This is a genomic window from Nitrospira marina, from assembly GCF_059568365.1.
The window spans coordinates 1424838-1450037 of record NZ_JCANTH010000001.1 but is presented as its reverse complement, the minus strand read 5'-3'; the positions used below and the strand labels follow the sequence as shown (position 1 = coordinate 1450037).

Here is a 25200-nt window from a genome sequence, read left to right as displayed (position 1 = left end):
GCACTGAAGGACGGAGGACGTTTGAAAGGAAAAGGTGAAGATGGGTTCGTCACCCATCACGAAGGCAAGAACTTTTACGCCGGACTGACCACCCGGAAAACTCCCGGCCTCATCCGGATCGGCGAATTAAGGGAAATGAAAGGCATTCCGAGAAACCCGGGCACCGACCGTCATCCGCGCAATTCACAAGATAAAGCCCGTGCCCCCTTAGCGATTTCTGTTCCCTGGGAGAATAGCTTTTTCCAAAAGCACTTTGGTGAGATCATTGATGTCATGATCTTCACTCGCTCTGGGGCCGGCAACATTCAAGACGGCCGGGTGAAGATCTTGCAACCACCTGCAGACCTGTGGCACGACCTGGTCCATCAATTCTCGAATAAGATCCACATGAAAAACAGGTTTCCCCAGACGCATGGCGACTTTGAATGTAAATGCCGATCCTCCGGTCGGTGCCCCACGGGTAATCAGTATCGTGGCGTCGGAGTCCCGCACATTATACTCCGTCCGTATGTTCGGATCTTCGGATCCTGTCTCGACAAGGTTCGGATACCGTGCGGGAATGACGCCGTCCTCCGCCATGCGCCCTTTCGGAACCCACCCGCCGCACTCGATTCCAAATTGCTGCGCGAAATCAAGGGCTGCCCGGTCAACACCCGTTTGTCCGCCCGAGATAATTCGATGAACCATATCAATGGAATGTTCTGCGTTTGCGGTTGAGCAGATATACAAAACCCGTCAATTCAAAGAGAACGTCTGCTCCAGAGGATGGCGGATCTCGATGCAGTCGGCCGGTTCCCCGTTCGAGGGCAGCTAGGCAACAGCATAGTGGTAAAGTCAGGGACGGCTCTATCGTTTTCCTCTAGTCCACATCATTCATGGCGGTGCACTAATGGAAAAAGAGAACCATTCATCCCGCTGAAGCCTTCTCTCCTTCATACGTCCGAATCATCAGAACAACCAGACTCACCCGGCAACAAGATCAGTGCCGGCGGGGGCCGATGTGGCTTCAAGTGGAAAGTTCCGTTCGCGCCAGGCGTCGAGGCCGCCAGCCAGGGGGCGTACTTTCCTGATGCCCCGCCTCCGCAACATTAACGCCATCATGGCAGCCGTTGCCTCGTTCGGGCAGGCACAAAATAAAATAACGTCACTCTGTCGCGGGATATCGCCATGCCGCTGTTCTAATTCATCCGCGGTCATGCGGAGAGCTCCTGGAATAGTGTAGGGGTCCGCTTCGTGATCCAACGGACCGCGCAGGTCCAACACAAAGACCTCCTGGCCGTTGTCCATCATCCCTTTCAGCTCATCCACGGTCATGCGGGCCATTCGCAACTCGCGCAACACCCATTGCCGGTGGGCAAACTTGAAGGCGATATAGCCCACGAGGCCGATACCCAGTGCCACCAGGAAATACATGCCCGCGCGGGAATGTTGCGCGGCAAGGGCTTCGATCTCGCTGCTGAAAACATACCCCGGCAACACGAATGTCAGAGCCCAGAGCCCGGCACCCAGTCCGTCATAGCCCAGGAAACGAGTGAACCTAATTCCAAAAAGACCGGCCATCGCCGGCGCCAGGGTGCTCAAGCCCGGCAGGAACTTGGCGAGAACCAGCGCACGGATCCCGTGACGGGTAAAAAAATTCTCGGTCCGCCGCACGCAAAAATCAGGTTCCAAGGAAATGCGGCAGAGAAGGCTGAGGGCCTGCCGGCCTCGACGCCGGCCCACCTCGTACCACACTACATCCCCGGCCAGACAGGCGACGAGAGAAAGAACAATGGCGACACCGAGATCCATCTGCCCGGCACCCGCCAGGGCACCGGCCGCCAACAAGACCGGGACTGCCGGAATCGGAAGGCCGACCTGCTCGGCGAAGACGATGGCAAACAGCACGATTCCGCCATACTGGGAGACGAATAGGCTGATTTCGTTCACATTGACTCCGACACGACAGAAAGCATGTTTAGGTTACCTCAGGGGGGCAATATGCGGTTTAAGGGAGTGTTGAATAATACTAATTTCCACGTGCATATTGACCCCCAGGCACGTTGCATATTAGAGGCCTCGGGGCGGTTCAAAAAAGTTCGTCCAGCAAGCCCGCAAATTGCCTGCCGTGTCCCGAAGGGCACAACTTTTGTTTTGCGCGCAGAGCGTACTTCCAGTACGTGAGCACGGGAAAATGGCGAGAACGCCGCTGGCGGCTTTTTTCAACAGCCCCTTTAATACACCACAGAAGGCAGAAAGGCCCCGTCTGGTTCGTTATACAGCCCCATACTCATCAGGGTCATCGGCTGGACCACGCGCAGCCCTTTCTCCAAACACCAGCGAAGCAACTCACTATTGCGCGTGGGGAGCAGGAAGCCCGGTCCGGGAAAAGCGGGAGCCGCCCCGATGAGCGCCTTCAGATCTTCATTGTCCTCGGCGACCGCATGGCCGAAAAAACCAACCCCGGTGGCATAACCGGTAATGCGGCCCTCGCATTCGACCACGGTGGCGGTCTGTTGTTTGATGGCGTCCAGCAGCTCGGATTTCCGATCATGGCCATGGACCTGAATACACAGCCGATTGCAATTCGCCACATCCCCTTCGACCGCCGGACGGACGGCATGGCCGGGGATCCCGATTCCAAGAACCGGTCCTTGAATTGTCGAAAGCGGTTCACGGGCGTTGAAACCCAGCTTGGTATAGAGAGACAGTGAGCGATTATGATACGCCGCTTGCACCAGCCGGACGCCGGCAAAACGAATCTCCCCCGCCCGTTCCAACACATGCTCCATCAAACGTCTACCCACAGCTCCATTTTGGACCGCCGGGTCCACGGTGATCGGACCGACCCCGGCAATGACAGTATTCTCCCAGAGGAAATTGCTCCCAATGACGCGCCCGTCCATTTCGGCCACAACGGAATGGATATCAGGACGCGAGAACAGGTGAGAAAATAATTGAACGGCTACCTCAGGGGCGGGAAAATCAGGAGGAAAATTATGCTGTCTGGCAATAGCCGTAAACGCGTCGAAGCAGATCGAGCCGCACGTTTCAGCATCTGCAGGACCACCATTTCGTAATTTAAGATTCATAGCTCTCATTACCCCCGAATGGTCAGTCGTCATGCGCTCGAGGACGACCGGCCCTGTTGTTGTTTCCATTCATCAGTCAGCAGACCGGAAAATCCCCAGTCTTCCTCATTGATCTCTTGAATCACCACATGGATGTGGTCGGGATTTTTTCGCAACACGCGAACCAGGGAATCCGTGACGTCTTTCACCAATTCCGCCTTCTGCTCTCTGGACACACCCTTCGTTACTTGAATATTCACATATGGCATAAGACGTCCTTAGTGTAAGTCAGATATTTGAATGACATGTTACACACCTTGGCAGACAACAAAAGTCTTCATTGCTCATGGACCAAGTGGCTGACTTCAACCACACCCGGAAAAAGTCTCCTGTTCGGCGACATGCCGTCGTACTTTATAGTGGCTCTGCACCAATCCATTCGCAAATGGGCGTGTCTCAAGATGCTGCAAGTGGATCTCGTGAGAAAGCCGCCCGAACAGGGGAATGCCCGCCCCGAGAAGAATCGGAACTGTCGTAATGATCAGCCGGTGAATCAGATTTTCGCGAAGGAATCCCTGAACGGTCTTGCCCCCGTCAATATAGAGGTGCCTCCATCCACGTCCGGCCAGCCGTTGCACCACCTCATGCGGTGGTGCATGCATGGACTCCACCGTTCTTGCGATATCCTTGCCAATAGCTACCGTTCCACTGCTGAGAACCACCACGGGCTTTCCCCCATACGGCCAGGCACCGAAGGATAATACCATCTCATATGAGTGTCGCCCCATAACAATGGCATCAACGGAATCACTAAATTCGTGATATCCGTAATCCTCCGTCCCTGCCTCTCCCACCCCCGGGAGCCAGTCGATCCCCCCATCCTCACGGGCAATAAATCCATCGACGCTTGTGGCAATATAGACCGTGCCGATCATCTCTCCCGCTCTATCGGTCCTGATGTCCATATGACAATCAGTTTCTCTTCTTTACTTTTTTTACCGGCTTTTTTGCGCGCACGGCCGCCTCATACGATCGAAGAGCCCACCCTTTCGCCTCCGCAGGATCCTCAAAAATCTCCTCCGGAGCCATAAAGTACGACATCTTAAATGTCTTGCCGTGTTTTTCATATTGAAACTGGTCTAATTCCCGTTCTTCAAAAAATGGGGCCAAGGTTTCGTCGGCTTTCAGATACAACACCTCATCCGCAACCAGCCCGAACATCAATCCTTTGTGGAACAAGCCATAGCCGCCGAACATCCGTCGCGGATGAATCGGGCCGAACTGTTCGAACACCTCTTCAAGAAATGTAATGTATTCGCTCATATGAATGGGTGGATAAGCCTGTACCTCAACTCAGTGGCAGGGAGATGATACTACGACAGAACCCTAGTGGTCAGCCTCCTCTGTCGTGACTTTGAAAAAAACCATCAGGGTCGTAGGTACGTCGGAGGGTCTGAAGCCGTTGCCAGATCGCAGGTGCGAATGACCGTTCCGCACGCCTCGGATTCTCGACAATGTCCGACTCCCCCACGTAATGTCCCACGGCAAACCGGTCCAGCGAAGCGAGAGTCGCTCGATGCCAGTCGGCATTCACATCGTCATCCGCCGGCCGCTCCCAGATGGCATAGTTCAGTAGTAAGGTGGAGGCTGTCATCGAGAAGGCCGCGTCGGGTCGCAAAGCCGCACTGCCGTTCACTCCGGTGGAAAATGCGCATAGCGCGAGAGACTCCGGTGACGACGCCTGCAGAAAGGCATCGCGCACAGCCGCCAGTTGTTGCTCCGGTGGGGAGTTTGACCAAACCGTATCGGCCAGGCAGCGATGCAGCTCCGGCCAGAACCTGCCGCCCATGTCGAGCAAGGCGTCCATTGTGGCGGGCTGGTTCACGTCCTTTCCCAGGCATTCGGATAAAACGGGGCAGGCCTCCAAAAGACTCAGTGTGGCGGCGGCTTCATCGGGTGTGTCGAAGAACCCGGTCGCGCTCAGAATACACATAAAGCCGTTGCTGGCCCGACACCGCTCGACAAAAACGGGTGGCGCCTGCGCGCAGAAAATCGTCAGCTCTACTTTTCGCGGCAACTGCCCGGCAATACCCGCTGCCCATGCGCCGATTTCTTCAATGCGTTCCAACGGGTAATAATACGTGCTGGTCGTGATGGCACGCGGCAACGGATACAACTTGAGAAGATATTGTGTGACGACGCCAAAGAAGCCAGGCCCCGCCCCGCGGATCGCCCAGAGCAGGTCGGCATGTTGTTCCTTATTGGCAACGACGAGACTGCCATCAGCCAGCACGACATTGGCGGCCTCGACACTAAAGCAAGCCGGCCCCCATGTGTTCCAGTTCCAGCCCAGCCCGCCATTCAGCAAATAGCCGCTCATGGGAACCGTCGCGCAATGCCCGACAGGGAAGGCCAGCCCGTGCGGAGCCAATTGTTGGTTGAGTGCCTGTCCCGTGACCGCCGGCTGAAGCGCCGCCGTGCGAGTCTGATGATCAATCGAAACCCGGTTAAGACGTCCAAGATCAATCAACAGGCTCCCGTTGCACAGCGGGAACCCCACCCAACTATGTCCCCCGCCACGCACGGCAATTTTCATGTTCTGCCTGCGGGCAAACCGGACCGCCTCGACAACATCTTCCTCATTCGCCACCTGCACGACCACCTGCGGATAGCGCATCGGCGTCAGCTGATTCCAAATGAGCGAGCGCCTGAGATCTTCGTACCCGGCGTCGGTTGGCACCGTCACTTTGCCCTCAATACGGCTCTGCAGCGCTTTCACATCCATCCTGACATCCTAACCTCTTCGAAGGCCGACAGGCAGCATTCATAATGTGGGGGGTGGACACATCCTGGAGCTTTTCAAATAACTCGCTCCTAAGGGTTGTCCCGTGTAATTTTTTATGGTTCCTCCGAGTTTTCTGGATGCACCCATTACCCTCTGAACTTTTTGCTAAAGGGTGCTATCTCGTGATTCCTCCCCTTTGTAAGGGGAGGCTAGGTGGGGTAGAGTCTCTGATATATCTAGAAGCATTGATGTTTTCCGCCACCACTTCCAGGAGAAGACGCTACCTCCCCTCCGCCCCTCCTTACAAAGGAGGGGAAATTAAGAACGATCAGCCACGATTTTCATCCATGCTATTGTCGATATAACTTTTTTATAGAACTCATAGAATCCGTGGCTGAGGGGCGGACCGGAGGCACTTCCTTTCCAACTGAACTGGCACAAACACACAGATTGCTCGTCGGCTGCAGGGAATTGTCATGCGGCTGAAGGACCGGATTAGAACTCTTGCAACGTTCTTCCCCCACCCGCCAAGGGCCCTTCGAACCCGTTTTCCCGTAGCGCGTACCAGAAAGTCACCGCGTTGATCCCCAGGATGGGAATCCCTAGCACCGGTTCCAATTTCTCCGTCACATTGATCAAGCTCATGTTCGTTCCACACTGGACGACGGCATCCAATGCATGTTCCTCAGTCGCCAACAATTCCAGAATGGCCTTTTCCTTGGCCGGGTCCGGAACATGCGCGATATGCAGTGCGTTCGCGCAGGAGAACCCCACGCTTGATACGACCTCGTATCCCAGATCTTCGAACATCTGTGTCGCAGACTCATTCCCTTTCTTGTCGAACGGCGTCAGGATGCCGATCCGCTTCGCTGAATATTTCTTCAAAGCCGCGTGAACGGCATCATGCCAGGTGCCCCAGGACAGGCCGGAGTATTCTTCAATCTCCTCCATCGGGCCTCGAATGGCTTCAATGCCTCCAAGGATATGCTCCAGGCTCATGCCCATGATCATATATTGTGGCTCCGCCAACGACGCCACATCCACCGCTGCTCTCAGGCCGCCCAGAAACTGTTTCTTATACGCCCGCAAATCTTCTTCGGTTTCCAATCTCGGCTTCGGCGTCATGACGGTGGCCGTATGAAGACCGACCCCGCGTAGTCCGTCCGGTCCCTGGTTCTTAAAGATGATGCTCCACAGTTCGTGCTCCATGCTGGTATTGGTGGCGGGAATAATCAGCCCGAACTTTCTTTTGAAACTCCGCACATCGGGATATCCGATGGACGAGTCGATCTCGTCGAAGTTCCCGGCTTTCGTACCATTGTGAATGACCCCGGGAGGCGCCAAAGCGGGCATCGGGGGGACATTCACGTCGGGGATGGTGATTGTTTTCCCGGACAGTTTTCCAATGAGAGTCTGTTCGCCGCGAGGATGTGGTCTCGGTTGATCAGTCATAGGGTCATCCTTCACTTATATATAAAAGTCCACAATAGACAACCTCTCATGGGCTTTAGAATACAAGGTAGGATCCGTTCTCGGCAAAAACCCTTTATTGTTGTCCAATAGTTTCCGCTCTGTTCGGGGCTCACTGGAGATGCCGGGTGTCGGCCCGGCAGCCGAGGTATTGCCTGATGCGTCTCGAGGAGCGCAACCTTTGTTGTGAAGGCAAAAGGACCCAAAACCATGGAGGCCCCGTCCGGCCTCATTGGATTGATCGGTCGCGAAGCAGGGAGACGGGCTAACTCGCGAGGCTCAAACAAGCCCGTCAAGTACAAGAGCGCCCGATCATGGGGCCGGACGGCAGGCGTCGGACAATGGGAAAAAAAGCGTACCGTCTCGCCTCCTTGCCAACTAAAATGAATTTTAAGGGTTTTTGCCAGTACCCAATCCCTTCATCCTGTCCTAAAAATTGGAAGAGTTAATTAATTACTCTGACGTAAGAATGTGGAACGATTGATAAGATGCATTCGGGCAAAGAAATTCTGTTCGGTGACGTGAGAGAAGGAGCTGACGAGGTGAAAACGCCGTCCAACACTCTCATCATCACCGGCAGCAGCGGTCTGATCGGCAGTTCCTTCATTGATCGCGTGGGGGAGAGCTACTGGGAAATGGGCTTTGATCGGGAAGGCCCGCCCCATCCTCCGCCTAGCACCGAGCACATCATCGACTGCGACCTTAGTTCGGATACCAGCGTGAGCGCCGCGCTTGACAGAGTGCGTCGGCTAGGCTGCACACACATCGCCTCGGTCATTCATCTGGCCGCCTACTACAGTTTCTCCGGAAATCCCAGTCCCCTCTATGAACAGGTCACCGTACGGGGCACCGAGCGGCTGTTGCGTGGGTTGCGTGACTTCGAAATCGAACAGTTTATATTTTCCAGCACGATGCTTGTGCATGCACCATGCGAACCCGGTCAATCCATCAATGAAGATTCCCCCCTCGGACCGAAATGGGATTACCCGAAGTCAAAGGTCAAGACAGAGCAACTCATTTTGCGGGAACGAGGCGACGTGCCAGTGGTCTTCCTGCGTATCGCCGGTGTGTATGACGACCGCTGCCATTCGATCCCTATCTCACATCAGATCAAGCGAATCTATGAGAGAAAGATGGTCGCCCATGTGTTTCCCGGCGACATCACGCACGGACAATCCTTCGTGCATCTTGACGACCTCATCGAGGCCCTGGTGCTCGTCGTCGAACGTCGCAAGTCACTTCCGGCCGTTACCACGCTGCTCATCGGCGAGCCGGAAACCCTAAGCTACGACGAACTCCAGCGGGCCATCAGCCGTCAGCTACACAACGAGGACTGGAAGACCTATCGCATTCCCAGGTCGGTCGCGAAGATCGGGGCCTGGCTTCAGGGCTTGTTACCAGGCCCAGGCCCGTTCATCAAGCCATGGATGATCGATTTGGCAGATGACCATTACGCGCTCGATATCGGGCGTGCCCGTACGCTTCTGGGGTGGAAGCCGCAAAATTCCCTGCGCGAGACGTTACCCAAGATGACCGCTGCGCTGAAGGCCGACCCGGCCGGCTGGTATAAGGAAAATAAGCTGAAGGCGAACAAACCTTCCCCGGATCGGCCGACGTGGCCGCATGTGGCAAACATGTTTCTCGGCCTGTGGCTGATTGGTTCTGCGCCCGCCCTCGGCATGGTAAAACCCGCGCTACTCTGGAGCGATCTGGCAAGTGGAGCGGCAGTGATTCTCTTCAGCTCATTCGCCTTTCGCCATGCGTGGGCCGCCTGGGCGGGGTGTGCGGTCGGACTTTGGGTGATGAGCGCCCCGCTACTGTTTTGGGCGCCGAACGCCGCAGTTTACAATAACGACTTGATCACCGGCGCCCTCATAATAGCCTTTTCCGTAATCATTCCCCGGCTCGGGCTTTCTCCCCCCACCCTCAACTCAAGAACAGGGAAAGGCCTGACGGGACGGATGAATGATCCGACCACCTTGGCTCCCCATCTCTTGCCTTCTTCAGATGAGAGAAAAAAAGATTCCTGGAGGGAATGGTCCGGCTCAGGTATTCCCCCGGGCTGGAGTTATAATCCTTCCGGGTGGGAGCAACGATTGGGAATCGTGTTTCTGGCGATGGTCGGGTTTTTTCTCTCGCGTTATTTGGCGGCGTTTCAACTCGGGCATATCCCCCATCCGTGGGATCCCATTTTTGGTAATGGCACAAGGCAAGTGCTCACCTCGGATATCTCAAAAATGTTTCCTGTGTCGGATGCGGGACTAGGCGCACTCTCGTACCTGTTGGACGCCCTCGCCGGATTGATTGGGGGACGTCGGCGCTGGCGTACGATGCCGTGGATGGTGTTGCTGTTCGGATTGTTTATTATTCCGCCGGGCGTGACCAGCATTGTGCTCGTGATTCTCCAGCCGGTCGGCATTGGCGCCTGGTGTACGCTTTGTCTGGTGGCGGCGGTCGTGATGCTCCTGATGGTACCGCCGGCTTTAGATGAAGTGATTGCCACCAGTCAATTTCTTCTCCGCACGCGAAACGAAGGTGGAAGCGTGTGGCGGGCCTTGTGGCTCGGGGAAGGCCACGCGGAGGAAGAACCAGCGTCCACACAAGGACGCTCATCTCTCAAGGAAGTCATCCACGGCATTGAAGTGTTCTCCGCACCATGGAACCTATTGCTAAGCGCGCTCGCGGGCATGTGGCTCATGGCCATGCCTTCGGTGCTCGGACTGAGCGGTGCGGCGGCGGACAGTACGCACATCGTTGGCGCGCTGGTCGTGACCCTGGCCGTGGTAGCATTCGCCGAACCGGCGCGCTTGGTGCGCTATTTTAACGTGCTTTGCGGCGTGTGGCTCATACTCGCGCCGTGGCTTGTGGCAGGCGGCACGTCAGCCTGGCCCTGGACCAGTGTCGTCAGTGGACTTGCGCTTATGGTCTTGAGTTTTCGCTGCGGCCCGGTAGAGGATCGATATGCCGGCTGGCAGCGATTTATCCGTTGAGGAGACGATAAATCAACGAATTGCGGAGGACCAAGGATTTTGTCTTTACTCCAATTAAGATTTGGGGAGCAAGCTGTGAAGAAATTGGCACCCGGCCTGTGCCCAATTATCTATAACTTCCTGATGGCCTGCTCTTCGTACACCAATAGATTGGTGTCTAATAATTTCCTCAGATTGGATTGCTCGGACGCGAAGTAAGGGGAGCCGAGCTAACTCGCTGCGCTCGGACAAGCCCGTCAAGAATAAGAGCGTCCGATCATAGGCTCGGGAGGCAGGCGTCGACCATGGGCCTAACCTCAGCCATTAACCCTTGGTCACAGCTACGGTCTTAAGAGGGCAATTCTTTTTTTTGCAGATTCCCCGCCTTTGTAAGGCGGGGTTAGGGGAGGTAGAGTTTTTCCCCCTTCACACAAGACACCGGCAAACAATGAGCTGGAATAGCAACCATGACCGATTTTTGGTCATAGCTGTCGTCTTAGTGTAACTGTGATGTTTTGTGTTGCCGGGTTTTGGCCCGGCAGCCGAGCTATTGCTTGGCGCGTCCCAAAGGGCGCCACCTTTGTGGTGGAGGGCAAAGGACTCAAACCCATTCACGCCCCGTCCGGCCTCATCAGAGTGCTCGGACGCGAAGAAGGGGAAGACGGGCTAACTCGCGGGGCTCGAACAAGCCCGTCAGGAACAAGAGCATCCGATCAGGGGGCCGAACGGTAGGCATCGGTCAGAAAACGGCGGAATCCTCGAAGCACCTCAGGTCCTGCAAGCAAAAAATTCGCTTTAGGCTTCACTCATTTATCCTAGATCGGAATATCCACTAATTTTTCTTGGGGCTGTTCCATAGTTTCTAACTTCTCTTCGATTATAAGCTATGCTGATTTGCGATTTACAAAATCACCGCGTGTGGGTCGATCGAGCTCAGTTGCAGAATCCTTAATGTCTTTTATTTTACTATGCAGAGACTCCATATCAATGACATGCCTAAAGTCTGCATCATTTCCATTTTCTAATGTTTTCATAACATAATTGATTTCGTCCATTCGAATCATTTTAATGCTTGGTTTAATGTCATGCTTTGCACATAACTCCAGAACCTCTTGGGTCTCTTTTATACCGCCGATAAGTGACCCTGCCAGCTGTATGCGATTGAAAACCATAGGGCCCGGTGAAAACTCCGGGAACTTGATCATATTACCAACAATAACAATTGTTGAATCCGTCTTCATAAGATCAATATACGGGGCAATATCGTGCGGCACTGGGATTGTGTTAATGAGAAGATTAAGGCTTTGCGCAGCTTCTTTCATCTCGTCTTCATCTTTTGAGATGACAACTTTATCCGCACCCATCTTTAATATTTCGTCTCTTTTATCTTCACTTCGGGTGAAAGCGACAACTTCAGCGCCAAGAGCTTTACCAAGTTTAATGGCCATATTGCCTAATCCACCAATCCCGGCCACGCCAAGGGTTTGGCCTGCTTCCAAATTCCAATGAATCATCGGAGAATAAACGGTAATTCCGGCACACATAATAGGGCCGACGTATTTGGGATCCAAATTATCAGGGATCGTAAGGCCAAATTCCTCGCGCACAACCATGCTGGTTGTATAGCCCCCGTAAGAATTTGTACCATCCGGATCTTTGGGGCCGTTATAAGTGAGTGTGCAGCTTATAGGGCCTTGGCAATAATTTTCCGCGTCTCTTTGGCAAGGGTCGCATTCTTGACAGCTATTGACCATACAGCCAACACCAATGAGATCGCCTTTTTCAAATTTAGTGACGCCCGCACCAACGCCCGTCACCACTCCTAAAATTTCATGGCCTGGTACGCACGGATATAGTGTATTATCCCAATCGTTTTTCATCTGGTGCAAATCAGAATGACAAACACCGCAATATAAAACTTTAAATTCAACTTCGCCCTCTCGCGCATCATTTCGTTCGAATGTTACCGGGGCTAGCTCTACATCGGACGATTTCGTGCCGTAGCCATACACTTTCATAATAGTGCTCCTAATTATATGATTGGGTAAAAAGTGAAATTAATCCGACGTTGCGTCATAAAAACTTCAATGCTAAAGGTACCTCATTTAACTTTATCACCTTGGACTAAGGTGCGTATGCTCCCACCGGGCTTTCTGAATTAAACTTTTTAATCTTCTAAATCTGGAAAATATACATATTCTGCTTTACCAAATATTCTTCCATCAGTTGCAGATGCTTTAGTAGTTGTGTCGCCTACAGAAACCGAAGACGAACAAAACCGCATCAACCACCAGAGTTAGTCAACGAGCAGGGTGAACTGTTCGGCGAACGCCTTTGCAATCACACAATCCGCTTTTGGCTTCACTCACCCATCCCAAAGCGTACCATCCACTCTGCTATTGCAAGACTTGACCGCAAGTGTTTACTTCAATTTCTTCCAAAAACAGAAGAGTGTTCAGATTATTGCTAAATACAGAACCCGCTTCTAGACAAACTTCGGTATAGAGCATGCAAGAATTGAACGGATTATATGATTTTGAAGGTGTGAGTTAGATGCCGGGTTTCGGCCCGGCAGCCGAACTACTTTGGTTTCGACCAAAGTAGTCAAAGCCATTGACGCCCCACCCGCCTCATGAGATTGACCGGACGCGAAGGAGGGAGACGGGCTAACTCGCGGGGCTCAGACAAACCCGTCAAGAAGAAGAGCGTCCGATCACAGGGACGGGTGACAGACGTCGGACCATGGGCCTAACCTCAGACATTAACCCTTGGTCACAGCTACGGTCTTAAGAGGGCAATTCTTTTTTTTGCAGATTCCCCGCCTTTGTAAGGCGGGGTGAGGGGAGGTAGAGTTTTTCCCTCTTCACACAAGACACCGGCAAACAATGAGTTGGAATAGCGACCATGACCGATTTTTGGTCATAGCTGTCGTCTTAGTGTAAGCGTAATGTTTTGTGTTGCCGGGTTTCGGCCCGGCAGCCGAGCTATTGCTTGGCGCGTCCCAAAGGGCGCCACCTTTGTGGTGGAGGGCAAAGGACTCAAACCCATTAACGCCCCGCCCGGCCTCATCAGAGTGCTCGGACGCGAAGAAGGGGGAGACGGGCTAACTCGCGTGGCTCGAACAAGCCCGTCAAGAAGAAAAGCGTCCGATCGTGGGCACGGGCGGAAGGCGTCGATGTCCTGGGGTTACGAGCTGGAGTATTGTTGAATTCGCTCGATTAACCTTTGATGCTGGATCTGTCTTTCCTCGTCCGGATCTTCAACCGATTCGATCGATTCGATGGAACGAATATAGGCAATGGGAAACTGTAAATGTTTGGCGCCCAGGACAATCAGTTCCTTATACCAATGAAAGGGCTTCAGACTATTTTGAATGTAAGATGGCTGAGCCAGGTATGTATGACAGGAGCACTCTTTGCCATTGAATTTTACCGTGAGTTGGCCATCATGATAACCATTCCCCTCGAAACGGTCGAGGATAGGTTTATGGGCTGAGTCTATTTGATAAATGGCCCCATACACTCCATCCGATTCTTCTCCCGTGCGGGCCAGGTTGCACTTACTCGACCCATCCTGACCCCTTTTCTGAAAAGACAGTCGGTAGTGCTTCAACTCAACCACATCAAGCAATTCGGCAGACGGCACGCGTTCCCGCAACCGGACAGGGTGAAGGTTCGAACCATAGGCCAAATAATAAAGCAAATCCTCACTCATCATTCATTCTTAATTAATTAGAAGCAAGCGGTCTTCTAGTCCGCACTACAATCCAAGAATCCCTGTCGGCTTCCCGTCGATACTGAGCTGGTTCTTTTTTTGCCAATACTCCGAGATCCCTTTCTCGCCCTTTTTCTCCGCCCACGTCGAAAGGACATGACGGTCTTCAACGTAGTTCATGAATGGCACAGCATGACCGCAGGAAGTTTGCACACGATCGATAGACACCAACACGTACTGCCGTGTTCCGGTTGTGGAAGGCAATTGAATCGAAAACTCCGCCCAACGAGCATCCCTCGGATGAAAAACCTGGGCCGTCCCATAAACGCGAAGGATTCGGGGCGGCCCTTCAAAGGCACACCACATCATGGTTATTCGGTTGAATTCGGCCAGATGGGCTGCCGTCTCGTTCCCGCTGCCGGTCAAGTTCATCCAGAGAATCTCGTGAGGGTTGAGGACACGAAGGGAATCCTGGCCCTTCGGTGAGAGATTGATTCTTCCATCCGGCGCAGCCGTGGCCACAAAAAATATCTTTTGTTCACCAATAAATTGGCTTAACTCATCACTCAGCTCTGGAAATTGAACAGCCACGATACCGCTCCATTGATTTTAATTCCTCACGACACAGCCCATTATCAGATAATACCTAAAGAGGGCACAAAGACTTAACGTTTTCTGTATCGTAGCCTAACGATAATTGCCCCGACTGTAAAATTTTGAATTTGATGCCGGGTTTCGGCCCGGCAGCCGAACTACTTTGGTTTCGGCCAAAGTAGTCAAAACCATTGACGCCCCGTTCGGCCTCATTGGATTGATCGGTCGCGAAGAAGGGGGAGACGGGCTAACTCGCGAGGCTCAGACAAGCCCGTCAAGAATAAGAGCGTCCAATCATAGGGCCGAACGGCAGGCGTCGGTTAAGGGAAGAGTGGAATAGCTTTCGTAATGATCGAAGAATTGTAGCGTTCTATCTCACTTATGTGTCTTGAGCTTCTGACTTGGGGCCTTTTTGGGTTTCTTTATGCGAACAGCGCGGGCCTCAGGAGTTTCCTTTGAAATTTTGCTCTGCAAATCTAATAACGAACCAGTAACACCTGCTAAATGAGGAGACCGAAGCTCTTTAAATATAAATAAGGACTTTTGGTACATCTCTTCCGCGCGGTAAAGTTTCCCACGCGTCCGATACAGGTTTCCCAGATTCCCATATTGATTGGCCATGCCCTCTTTGCGGCCGAGGGCCTCATTGATAGCCAACGCCTTGCCGTACATCTCTTCCGCACGGTCAAGCTCCCCACGCGTCTGATACAGGATTCCCAGATTCCCGTATTGATTGGCCATGCCCTCTTTACGGCCGAGGGCCTCATCGATGGCCAACGCCTTGCCGTACATCTCTTCCGCACGATCAAGCTCCCCACGCGTCTGATACAGGACTCCCAGATTCCCGTAGTGACTGGCCATGCCCTCTTTGCGGCCGAGGGCCTCATCGATGGCCAACGCCTTGCCGTACATCTCTTCCGCACGGTCAAGCTCCCCACGCGTCCGATACAGGTTTCCCAGATTCCCGTAGTCAGTAGCCATGCCCTCTTTGCGGCCGAGGGCCTCTTCAATGGCCAACGACTTGCCATACATCTCTTCCGCACGGTCAAACTCCCCACGCGTCCGATACAGGATTCCCAGATTTCCATATTGAGTGGCCATGCCCTTTTTGCGGCCGAGGGCCTCATTGATGGCCAACGCCTTACCGTGCATCTCTTCCGCACGGTCAAACTCCCCACGCATATGATACAGGACTCCCAGATTCCCGTATTGAGTGGCCATGCCCTCTTTGCGGCCGAGGGCCTCTTCGATGGCCAACGCCTTGCCATACATCTCTTCCGCGTGGTCAAGCTCCCCGCGCGTCCGATACAGGTTTCCCAGATTCCCGTAGGCAGCGGAAGTATCAGTGGATTTCTTATCGGTGCCACTTAGAGTCAACCATTTTTTCAAGACTTCTAAAGCAGAGTCCCAATCCCCCGTGCGATGGAAAAATTCATATCCAAGATACAAAATTCTGATATCGGACGACTCGGAAACAAGCCCTGAAAATTTCTGACGTGCGAATTCAATCATTCCTTCTTTTGCTAATTTTGCGGCATCTTGAGCTGTCTGTAACTGCATTGCTGCGACTTTCAATTGGGCTTCTTCGACTTTTGATTTTGCCAATTCCGCTTCTTTAATTTGTTGGTTCGCCTCTTCTTTGGCCTTTTCTACTTCCGCCATTGCCAATAAAGGCAACACAACAGCATCCCGTACTTTGTCAGCTTTAGGCAGTTGGCCTTTTGCATAGGCACGAAGATGGCGATCAATCTCATTAATAAAAGACTGCCCACTATCAAAGTAGTGATACAAAACTTGTCTCGTCTGCTCTAGTTGGCGTCTGAATTCCAGCACCTTTGTTAATTGAGTACCAGGGTCTGCTTCCGAAGCAGCATCCACGCGCTTAAAAAACACAAATATCTCCGGTTTTTCTTCTTTTCGCCAACGTTCTAATGCTCGATGGAACTCTTCTTCAGTATATGACGAATACGGTTTGACATCAGGCGCTTCCTGTCCCCAGCGTCGGTACAATGCCAATATGAACACATCACACTTATCAATCTCCTCATTAATCACACTTTGATTTCGGCGCCCGGTTGTTGCCAAAGTGTCCTCCCAACCAAGCGGCTCGAATAGAACATTGGCACCATCACCGAATCCAACATTTAGCTGATTAATGGCATCTCGAAATAGTGTTCGCTCTTCAGCAAGATCGCCGAGAGAGGCAATAAAAACAGATATAATTCTTTTAGGCTCTTTCATGTCATCCTGGGTTTTTTCTTTAGAATGCCTCTCCCTTTGACGTTTAAGATTACACGGCGGATCGCTTTCAATGCCCGAAATCACAACGAAACTCCAAGCCAGGAAATAATTTATTAATCGCCGAGATAAGTCAAGGAAAGATTTGTGTTTAATCGGAAATTATTCGAGGCCGAATCAAAACGCTCAAGTCCACCCCGTCCCTTTTCAAGCACAAAGACAATCGTCGGGCTGGGCACAGATTCTTCGCCGGTGGCTCAAAATGACAATTCAGTTGAGAACTCCGACGCCTGCCGCCCGTCCCCATGATCGGACGCTCTTCTTCTTGGCGGGCTTGTGTGAGCCCCGCGAGTTAGCCCGTCTCCCCCTCGCTCGCGTACGATCAATCCGATGCAGGCGGGCGGGGCGTCAATGGTTTTGGCCACTTTTGCCGAAACAAAAGTGGCTCGTCGCGCGGGACGAAACCCCGCATTGCATTTAGTGGTTGGATGTCAGTTGTAGGTTTGTTCATCGCGCTTGGCGAGCTTGAGGAGGACGACTTTTTTGTGTTGGTCGTCGATATCATACAAGATCCGATACGGACCTACCCGCAGCCGATACTCAGCCACAAACCGTGACACAATCAGCTCTCCCGTTAACTTCTTTGTGCGTTTACCCTGGGGACGGGGGTTGGTCCCGAGAGATCGAATGGCGGCGATGATGGTTATTTGGTAGTCGGCAGGAATTTTTTCTAAGACTTTTTGAAAGAGGCGCTCCACCCGTTCACTGGGAAAGACGACTTCATAGGCCATCTAGACGCCCATATTTTTAAAGAGGCGCTCGGCAGGTACGGCTTTCCCCTGCGCATAGTCTTTCCGGGCTTGCTCGATTTCCCCAAGAATTTTTTTGTCCTTTAGTTCGTCGAGCGTTTCGACAAGATCAAGCATATCTTCATAGGGCACGAGGAACGATACCGGTTTGCCATGCGAGAGCACCATGGAGGGAGACTTTGACTTAATCAACTTCGACAATTGAGCTTGTGCTTCCCGCACATTGACAGGTTTGGCTTTTCGCAACAGATTGTTGACGCTCATAATGATTCCTCCATATGTATGGCACTTGTATGTAGATTAGCAGAGGCCTGCCCCGATGACAAGGTAGAAGGCCTGAAAAAAACCCAAACAAGACTTAAAGACCACGAAAAGTTCCCTCGATTCCACACCACTCTTTTTCTTAACCGCCGCCCGCGCTATCATGCGCTAGGGACAACCGACAACAAGCGTCAGCTTCACCTGACCTTTACTGTACGATCGAGTACTGCCGGTATGTTAATGCGGATCATTTCAGCGCGTGACATGCACCGCCAAGAGAGGACCAAATATGAACAATCGAAAAAAAATTCCTGAGTTTAAAAGCGAAACTGAAGAACGTGCGTTCTGGGAAAGTCATGACTCCAGTGAGTATATAGACTGGGATAAGGCTCAGACTGCCTCTTTCCCAAATCTGAAGCTGTCAACAAAAACCATTTCGCTCCGGCTTCCCGAGGGACTGCTGGATCGTATAAAAATTGAGGCGAACAAGCGCGATGTGCCCTACCAATCCCTTATCAAAACCTGGCTGTCGGAAGATGTTAAAACTCGCTAACAACGGTCCGCTCGGTTTTTCGGTGGGGTGAGGTCTCCAGACCGAATCCGGCTCGTTTTCACCACCTACTACACCCTCTGCTGACTTCTGCACGCCCATTTGCCGAAAGAAAAGGACTTCGTCCGCCTGGACGAACCACGGCAACATGGAGCATCAAGCCGACTCCAACCCTGCAGGTAAACAGATGAGTTAACGATTGAGGTTTCCCCCCTTCTCCGACGCCTGCCGCCCGTCCGCATGATCGGACGCTCTTCTTCTTGGCGGGCTTGTGTGAGCCCCGCGAGTTAGCCCGCCTCTTCCCCCTTCGCGTCGGATCAATCTGATGAGGGCGGGGCGTCAATGGTTTTGCCCACTTTTGCCGAAACAAAAGTGGGTCGGCTGCCGGGGCGAAACCCGGCAACACAGAACATCACGCCGACCCCAACTCTTCCGTTATGACGAAAATTTAACAATTGAGGTTTTCCCCCCTGGTCCGACGCCTGCCGGCTGGCCACGGTAGGACGCTCTCATGAGTTGGCGGGCCTTGTTTGAGCGGAGCGAGTTGGTCCGCCCTCCTAAGACTGGCGTCCGTCCCCTGCATGAGGCCAGACGGGGCGTCAATGGTTTTGCCAACTTTTGCCGGAACAAAAGTGGGTCGACCGCCGGGGCGAAACCCGGCAAACCTTCCGAAACTGCAAGGCTGACGAACAAAGAGAAAAATAATTAAAAGACTCTACCTCCCCTAACCCCGCCTTACAAAGGCGGGGAATCTGCAAAGAAAAGATTGCCCTCTTAAGACCGTAGCTATGACCAAGGGTTGAAGCTTCCGGTTGATTCTTCTTGGCCGACGATGCGGGGATATCCCCGCATCCACTCAGTGGTCCCCGCAATCCCCGCAAACCGACCAACCCCACGCCACGCATAAACCACTGTTTTTCAATAACTTTTCCAATTCGTCGTCATGGCAAGCCCCTTGCGATAGGACGGTTTCAACAATCGCATTTGCAACCGGAAAGGAGGTGAACATTCACAGGTACTAAAGGGCGGAATTTTAAATGAGTTCGCAAAACAAGACGACCGGAAATGCCAACGACAACTTAACGACTTCACAAGGAGACAGCCATGAACGTGAAAATTTCTCAGCCAACTACATCCCAACATCACACGGAGCCCCCAACCCCTGCGACCGAAGCCGGTCCATCGGATACCAAGGAAATTATCTACCTCGCTTCCGGCTTACTCATCCTGGTCTTGGGGATAGGCGGCCTCTTGATGTATTCCGAGGAAACACCCCTGCCTGCGACCGCTTCTCAGGGAATGGATAAGGCGCAAATGGCGAGTGCGTTTACCTCTTCCGAAGGGCAACCCGCTTCTGAAGAACCCCTGGCATTGAGCCAGGCCTTAGCTGAAGAGCCGGTAAACAATACGATCATCCCTGCCACCGGGCCGGGTGAAAACCAGCCGATGGCAGAGACGGATGTCTATTTTGCGTTTAACGAGTCGACCTTGTCCGATGAGGCAAAGGACAGCCTCAAAACCCGAATGGAGAACAGGCCGGAGGGATGGAGCGGCACCCTCCGCATCGTGGGACATACCGACGCTAAAGGCTCGGATGCCTACAACCGTGCCTTGGGGCTCAAGCGAGCGCAGTCCGTTAAAACCTTTTTAATGTCTCTTGGCGTGGCTGAGGATGACGTCCAGGTGGACACGTTGGGAAAAGACGGATCGATCTGTCAGGAAGAAACGCCGGAATGTTTTGAACAAAACCGGCGGGCACATGTGACGTTACTTCCTGCTTCACCATCAGAAGGAAAAGATCTCCAACTGTCATTGGCTCCCGCCGACACGGACAGCCCGGCCGGTGAAGAACTGGGTCTGACCACTGACGAATCACCCATCGTCTCTTCGGACACTGAAGTCTCCTTCCAGGAGGAAGTTCAAGTGGAATCGGTCTCTTCCGATCCACTCCTCACTGTCGAATCCCTTCCCTAAGACTCGCACCCCGGGTTGGCTCACCCTGCTGTGGGTCGGCCCGGGCCCGCCCTGTCGGACAGTTTTAGCCATCACCTTTCATGACGATAAAGGAGCCGGTATGAATTTCTGGAAGCAACTTCTTCTGCCTCTTGCATTTTGGCTCACCGGCAGTGTGGTGGATTGCCTGGGCCTTCCTCCCGTGTCCGCTCAACCACTGGAACTTGACGTCACAGCACCCTCTCAACAGGCCGGACCGGACATACCACATGGCTTGTCGATTCGCCCCGTGTCGGGAGGACCCATTCTCCCCGCCCCCAACGTCTCCACCCATGTCACCACGACCATCAGCGGGCTGATCGTCCGCACCACCGTCTCGCAAACCTTTCACAATCCCAGCGCCGAATGGGCCGAGGGCATCTATGTCTTTCCGTTACCCGAGCAGGCGGCCGTCGATCACCTGCGCATGCGGATCGGCGAGCGGGTGATTGAAGGGATCATTCAAGAACGGGCCGAAGCCAAGAAAACATTTGAACAGGCCAAGCGCAAGGGACAGCGCGCCAGTCTGCTGGAGCAGGAACGCCCCAATGTGTTTACCGCGTCCGTCGCAAATCTTGCGCCGGGTGAACCCATCATCGTGGAGATTGAATATCAGGATTCTGTCCGGTACGACCAGGGCCGGTTTTCTCTCCGGTTTCCGATGGTGGTCGGGCCACGCTATATTCCCGGCACTCCCCTATCTATGGTCGAAGCGCAATCCCATATGACCGGCGTGGGATGGGCCGTCAATACCGATCAGGTTCCCGATGCGTCACGGATCACGCCGCCGGTACAACATCCCGGGAAAGATCCCATCAATTCCCTCACCTTGCAGATCGATCTGGCACCCGGCTTTTTACTTGATCGCGTGGAGTCCCCCACTCACCCCATTCGGGTTGAAACCCATTCCAACGGACGCCTACATATTACCTTGGCCGACCCATCCACGTTTGCCGATCGCGATTTCGAATTGGCCTGGACTCCGCAAGCTTCGCATGAAGCCCAAACCCAACTGTTTCTGGAAGAACAGGACGGCGAGACCTACGGTCTGGTGTTTTTCCTACCGCCGCAAATTAACGAAGCCGGGCCGGGTGACATACCGCGTGAAGTCATCTTTGTGATCGACACCTCGGGTTCCATGGCCGGCGCATCGCTCGTGCAAGCCAAAGCCGCACTGAAACTGGCCGTGTCCCGGCTGACTCCCAAGGACCGATTCAACATCATTCAGTTCAATTCCATCACGAAAAACTTATTTCCACTAACCGTGCCGGCTGACACCCGCGCAATTCAACGCGCGCGTTCGTATGTGAACAGCCTTCAAGCTGAGGGCGGGACGGAAATGCTTCCGGCTGTGGTTCAAGCATTGTCCCATCAAAAAGAAGAACAGACCTCTCTCAGGCAAGTAATCTTTATCACGGACGGGCTGATCGGCAATGAAGAGGAATTCTTTGCGACCCTTCACCGTCTCCTCGGCCAGACCCGCTTGTTTACCGTCGGCATCGGCTCCGCGCCCAACGGACATTTCATGCGAAAGGCCGCTCAACACGGCCGGGGCACTTTTACCTACATCGGCACCGCGCAAGAGGTGCAAGAGACGATGCATCGCCTGTTTGTCAAACTCGAACAACCCGCATTTCTCAATCTTGCGCTGGAAGGTTCCACCGATGCAGCATGGGATCTCCTTCCGGCTCCACTGCCGGATGTGTATGCAGGGGAACCGCTGATGGCAGCATTTCGAACAACAACCCCTCCCACCCATCTGACATTTTCCGGCACGCACGGAACCGTTCCATGGAAAAAAGTACTGCCGTTGGCGGCCGGGCTTTCCCGGTCGGGCATTGCGGTCCATTGGGCCAGACAAAAAATATCCCAACTCATGGATCACCAGGCTTCATCGCCCCCACCTGATCAATCCGAACAGCAAACCGAACTCCGACAGGCCGTCATCGATGTCGCCCTTCGACATCATTTGGTGAGTCGTTACACGAGTCTGGTGGCCGTAGAAACCACCCCTGCTCGTCCTGAACATCGCCCGCTCCACTCCCATGCCATGAAAGCCAACCTTCCGCATGGTATGCAGTACGAGGCAATCTATGGTTGGCCGCAAACCGCCACACCGTCCGCGCTCTATTTTCTGGTAGGAATTTTCATGATTTGGATGGTATGGGTATGGACGCGACAACCATCCGCACGGATGTGACACCCCATACGGGTCGGGTGTTGGCGTGCGTGTTGTTGGTCCTGGGAGGCTGGTTGATCGGACAGGGGCTGTGGATTCCCATGAAGGCCATTGCCGCCCAATGGCTCTTGCAACAGGCGTGGGCACAGACACTTAACACACAACAACCTGTCAAACCCTGGCCCTGGGCGGATACCTGGCCTGTTGGGCGATTACTCGTTCCGCGACACGGCATCGACCAGATTATCCTGGCCGATGCCAGCGGACGATCGTTAGCCTTCGGGCCTGGGCAACTTTCCGGAAGAGTGCAGGCGGATGAACCCGGTGCCATCATGATAAGCGGACATCGCGATACGCATTTTCAGTTCTTACAATATCTTCAGAAAGACGATCTCATCGATGTGGAAGGGCCGACAGGGAATCGAACGTCCTATTTCGTTCAGGAACTCATGATAGTGGATAGCCGGCACACCCGCCTTGCCAATCATGCGGATTCAGACGCATTGATCTTGACGACCTGTTATCCCTTTGATGCGATCGTCCCTGGCGGGCCGCTCAGGTATGTGGTGAGAGCAGAAAAATTCTAGCGGTGGAGAATAACAGTCGTGTAGGAGAATAGGTGGGTAATTCTCTTAGCAGGAGATGCAGGTAGTTGAGAGCATAGGCCAGAAGCAGGACGCTGAGAACAATAAGTGGCGGCGGCACCTTGACCGCCGCACCTTTGTTGTCAGTTCCGGGATCACCATCGTATCAAGATATTATATGAACAGAGAATGTTAAAGCGTTAGGATGGTCGCTTCATGGATTTGCAAGGAGATGAAAATGGGAAAAACCGATATACGCAAAAAAACGGAAACAGAGGACTCGAAACAACGGTCATGCCTCGTTCTTACACGGCCGCACTTCCTACCTTGGAGAGTGGGGTTAAGGGGACAAGAGGAGGAACCGGTTCCTGATAGGAATTGAGGTACGCATGATGATCATGCATCGTGGCCCCTTCCGGAAGCAGATCGTATAATGGGCCGAGTTTTCCACGAATTTTTCTCGCGTAAAACTTCGGCAATTCCAATGTTTCCCCTTCCAGAAAGTTGCGGACCGACACATTCGTATCCAGTAATCCCCGGATCTTCGTATGGTATTTAATCCGGCCGAACCCTTCACTCGACACCGACCGGATGAAATTAAACCATGTGGGAATCCAGCCACGATTCAGCATTATCCGCCTGGCAATCATCGGCCAGGAAAAGGCATGCCGGGACAGATCCACGACATGATCATAAAATTCCGGCCAGGCATAATGTTTGGGACGCACATTCATCGCATGGTTGTTATCCAGAAAATGAAAAGGAAAGGGCAGCACCCGTCCGTCCCGTTGCAATTCCCGATTAAAGGGGGCTGCCTGGCCAAATGCCGTCAGCAGGGAAAAGGCGGGAAAGGCTCCGGGAGCCAAATCTAAAAATTGTTTGGTGAGGTCAAACGGTTCAGGACCCTGGTCGGAATCCAGGCCCAACACAAAATTCACCTGAACATAAGGGATATAGCGGAGTATCAAATTGATATGATCGGCCACCTGCTTCACTTTTTCTTGTCCTCTATGGCGCCCGGTCCGGGATTTATCGCCCATGTCATACCACGACTCAATCCCCGGCAAAATTGCCTTGAATCCATTTTGCTTTAATCGTTTCAGGTGGGGTTCGGCCAGGAGCGACAGGGTACTTTCTGCAATGAAGTCGATACTATCGGGTGGAATCGCCGTTTCAATGGCATTCATATATTCCTGAAACCGCACGCCGAAATTCGGGTCGTGCCAGGCCACAATCGGTCGCTTCACCTTTGTCCGCAGAAATTTGAGATCCTCGCTGATCTGATCAAACGACAAAGGCTGATAGTCGACATTGGCGTCCACACAAAACCCGCAGGTATACGGGCACCCCATGCTGCCGATCATCGGCACCACTTTAAATGACGTGGGCGCCTTGGCGATGGTCGGCTCAATAAATTTCCACCGCTCCTTCGCTCCAGGCAATGCGGTCGGTTGCCGGGCTGCTGCGAGCTGAACTCCCAGAGGACGATGCTGCGCACAATCCGCCAGTATATCCTGAATGAGAGTCTTGTCGGTAAAGCCCACTACATAGTCGAAATATTTGGCCGCATCCTGCGGATAGCTCCGCGCATGAGGCCCGCCCAAAACCGTCACGGCCCCGCGAGTTCGAAACATCTGACTGATGGCATAGGCTGTCAGCGCCGATCGGGTAAAGGCCCCGATGAACACAATATCGGTTTCGTCCAATAATTCCTGTTGGAGATCTTCGCGCCCGGTGTAACACACAAAACGCACTTGATGACCCAATTCTTCACACCACACCCCGACGACCTGCGGCATGATGCTCGCCAGATTTTGATTCATCACTCTGGCATAGAGAGAATTGGTGGGACCTTTGGTGACCAGATCCAATATCGTCACCCGACGTGGGCGCATAGACAACCTCCTAAGGTGGGAGAACAGAAAATCCTGCTGGAGGGGAAAGGGGAATCTCCTGAAGCTGACTTACCGTAGAGGAAATCCTGGATGAGGTCAAGGACAACCAG

General features: G+C 53.2%; 22 protein-coding genes. 7 read left to right on the top strand and 15 right to left on the bottom strand.

Features of this window, described 5'->3' with window-relative positions:
- Positions 1-207: 207 nt before the first annotated feature.
- The 8 genes from LX98_RS05890 to LX98_RS05855 form a co-directional block, all read right to left on the bottom strand.
- A complete protein-coding gene (locus LX98_RS05890) occupies positions 208-687 on the bottom strand; it encodes a YpsA SLOG family protein (protein ID WP_496428013.1) in 480 nt (159 codons plus the stop codon).
- Between the two features lie 276 nt (positions 688-963).
- Positions 964-1929 carry a VTT domain-containing protein gene (locus LX98_RS05885; RefSeq protein WP_496428012.1) on the bottom strand — a complete coding sequence of 322 codons (966 nt, stop codon included), beginning with the start codon at positions 1927-1929 and terminating at the stop codon, positions 964-966.
- Positions 1930-2213: 284 nt separating this feature from the next.
- On the bottom strand, positions 2214-3071 hold the full coding sequence (locus tag LX98_RS05880) for a GNAT family N-acetyltransferase (RefSeq protein WP_496428011.1): 858 nt from the start codon (positions 3069-3071) through the stop codon (positions 2214-2216).
- Between the two features lie 29 nt (positions 3072-3100).
- Positions 3101-3319 (bottom strand): tautomerase family protein, encoded by a 219-nt coding sequence (locus tag LX98_RS05875; RefSeq protein WP_312642546.1) that lies wholly within the window; start codon positions 3317-3319, stop codon positions 3101-3103.
- Positions 3320-3415: 96 nt separating this feature from the next.
- Positions 3416-4015 (bottom strand): dihydrofolate reductase family protein, encoded by a 600-nt coding sequence (locus LX98_RS05870; RefSeq protein WP_496428010.1) that lies wholly within the window; start codon positions 4013-4015, stop codon positions 3416-3418.
- Positions 4016-4022: 7 nt separating this feature from the next.
- Entirely contained in the window at positions 4023-4373 is a 351-nt protein-coding gene (locus LX98_RS05865; protein ID WP_496428009.1) for a TfoX/Sxy family protein, read from the bottom strand.
- A gap of 70 nt (positions 4374-4443) precedes the next feature.
- Positions 4444-5727 carry an FAD-binding protein gene (locus LX98_RS05860; protein WP_496430572.1) on the bottom strand — a complete coding sequence of 428 codons (1284 nt, stop codon included), beginning with the start codon at positions 5725-5727 and terminating at the stop codon, positions 4444-4446.
- 603 nt (positions 5728-6330) lie between these two features.
- Positions 6331-7287 carry an aspartate racemase/maleate isomerase family protein gene (locus LX98_RS05855; RefSeq protein ID WP_496428008.1) on the bottom strand — a complete coding sequence of 319 codons (957 nt, stop codon included), beginning with the start codon at positions 7285-7287 and terminating at the stop codon, positions 6331-6333.
- 506 nt (positions 7288-7793) lie between these two features.
- Between LX98_RS05855 and LX98_RS05850 the strand changes: the two genes are divergently transcribed.
- Positions 7794-10295: a vitamin K epoxide reductase family protein gene (locus LX98_RS05850; protein WP_496428007.1), complete on the top strand. Its 2502-nt coding sequence runs from the start codon at positions 7794-7796 to the stop codon at positions 10293-10295.
- A gap of 489 nt (positions 10296-10784) precedes the next feature.
- A complete protein-coding gene (locus LX98_RS05845) occupies positions 10785-11006 on the top strand; it encodes a hypothetical protein (protein WP_496428006.1) in 222 nt (73 codons plus the stop codon).
- Between the two features lie 152 nt (positions 11007-11158).
- Here the strand turns inward: LX98_RS05845 and LX98_RS05840 are convergent, their stop codons facing one another.
- The 6 genes from LX98_RS05840 to LX98_RS05815 form a co-directional block, all read right to left on the bottom strand.
- On the bottom strand, positions 11159-12292 hold the full coding sequence (locus LX98_RS05840) for an alcohol dehydrogenase catalytic domain-containing protein (RefSeq protein ID WP_496428005.1): 1134 nt from the start codon (positions 12290-12292) through the stop codon (positions 11159-11161).
- 1168 nt (positions 12293-13460) lie between these two features.
- Positions 13461-13976 carry a gamma-glutamylcyclotransferase gene (locus LX98_RS05835; RefSeq protein ID WP_496428004.1) on the bottom strand — a complete coding sequence of 172 codons (516 nt, stop codon included), beginning with the start codon at positions 13974-13976 and terminating at the stop codon, positions 13461-13463.
- Positions 13977-14033: 57 nt separating this feature from the next.
- On the bottom strand, positions 14034-14579 hold the full coding sequence (locus tag LX98_RS05830; protein WP_496428003.1) for a pyridoxamine 5'-phosphate oxidase family protein: 546 nt from the start codon (positions 14577-14579) through the stop codon (positions 14034-14036).
- Between the two features lie 378 nt (positions 14580-14957).
- Complete coding sequence (locus LX98_RS05825) at positions 14958-16823, bottom strand: tetratricopeptide repeat protein (RefSeq protein WP_496428002.1); 1866 nt, start codon at positions 16821-16823, stop codon at positions 14958-14960.
- A gap of 488 nt (positions 16824-17311) precedes the next feature.
- A complete protein-coding gene (locus LX98_RS05820) occupies positions 17312-17611 on the bottom strand; it encodes a type II toxin-antitoxin system RelE/ParE family toxin (protein WP_496428001.1) in 300 nt (99 codons plus the stop codon).
- Positions 17612-17893, bottom strand: coding sequence for a type II toxin-antitoxin system Phd/YefM family antitoxin (locus tag LX98_RS05815; protein ID WP_496428000.1), 282 nt, complete (start codon positions 17891-17893; stop codon positions 17612-17614). It abuts the gene before it with no gap.
- Between the two features lie 286 nt (positions 17894-18179).
- On the opposite strand from LX98_RS05815, the gene LX98_RS05810 reads away from it, so the two are divergent.
- The 5 genes from LX98_RS05810 to LX98_RS05790 all read left to right on the top strand — a co-directional run bounded on the left by LX98_RS05810 (position 18180) and on the right by LX98_RS05790 (position 23198).
- Complete coding sequence (locus LX98_RS05810) at positions 18180-18443, top strand: CopG family antitoxin (RefSeq protein WP_496427999.1); 264 nt, start codon at positions 18180-18182, stop codon at positions 18441-18443.
- Between the two features lie 508 nt (positions 18444-18951).
- The gene (locus LX98_RS05805; RefSeq protein WP_496427998.1) at positions 18952-19149 is read left to right on the top strand and encodes a hypothetical protein; all 198 of its coding nucleotides are present in this window, start codon (positions 18952-18954) and stop codon (positions 19147-19149) included.
- A 395-nt stretch (positions 19150-19544) separates the two neighbouring features.
- Positions 19545-20414: an OmpA family protein gene (locus LX98_RS05800; protein WP_496427997.1), complete on the top strand. Its 870-nt coding sequence runs from the start codon at positions 19545-19547 to the stop codon at positions 20412-20414.
- Positions 20415-20514: 100 nt separating this feature from the next.
- Positions 20515-22632, top strand: a complete 2118-nt coding sequence (locus LX98_RS05795; RefSeq protein WP_496427996.1) for a marine proteobacterial sortase target protein — start codon at positions 20515-20517, stop codon at positions 22630-22632.
- Positions 22602-23198, top strand: a complete 597-nt coding sequence (locus LX98_RS05790; RefSeq protein WP_496427995.1) for a class GN sortase — start codon at positions 22602-22604, stop codon at positions 23196-23198. Before LX98_RS05795 ends, LX98_RS05790 begins: the two co-directional genes overlap by 31 nt.
- Before the next feature lie 302 nt (positions 23199-23500).
- Here the strand turns inward: LX98_RS05790 and LX98_RS05785 are convergent, their stop codons facing one another.
- Positions 23501-25090 (bottom strand): radical SAM protein, encoded by a 1590-nt coding sequence (locus LX98_RS05785; protein ID WP_496427994.1) that lies wholly within the window; start codon positions 25088-25090, stop codon positions 23501-23503.
- Between the last annotated feature and the right edge of the window lie 110 nt (positions 25091-25200).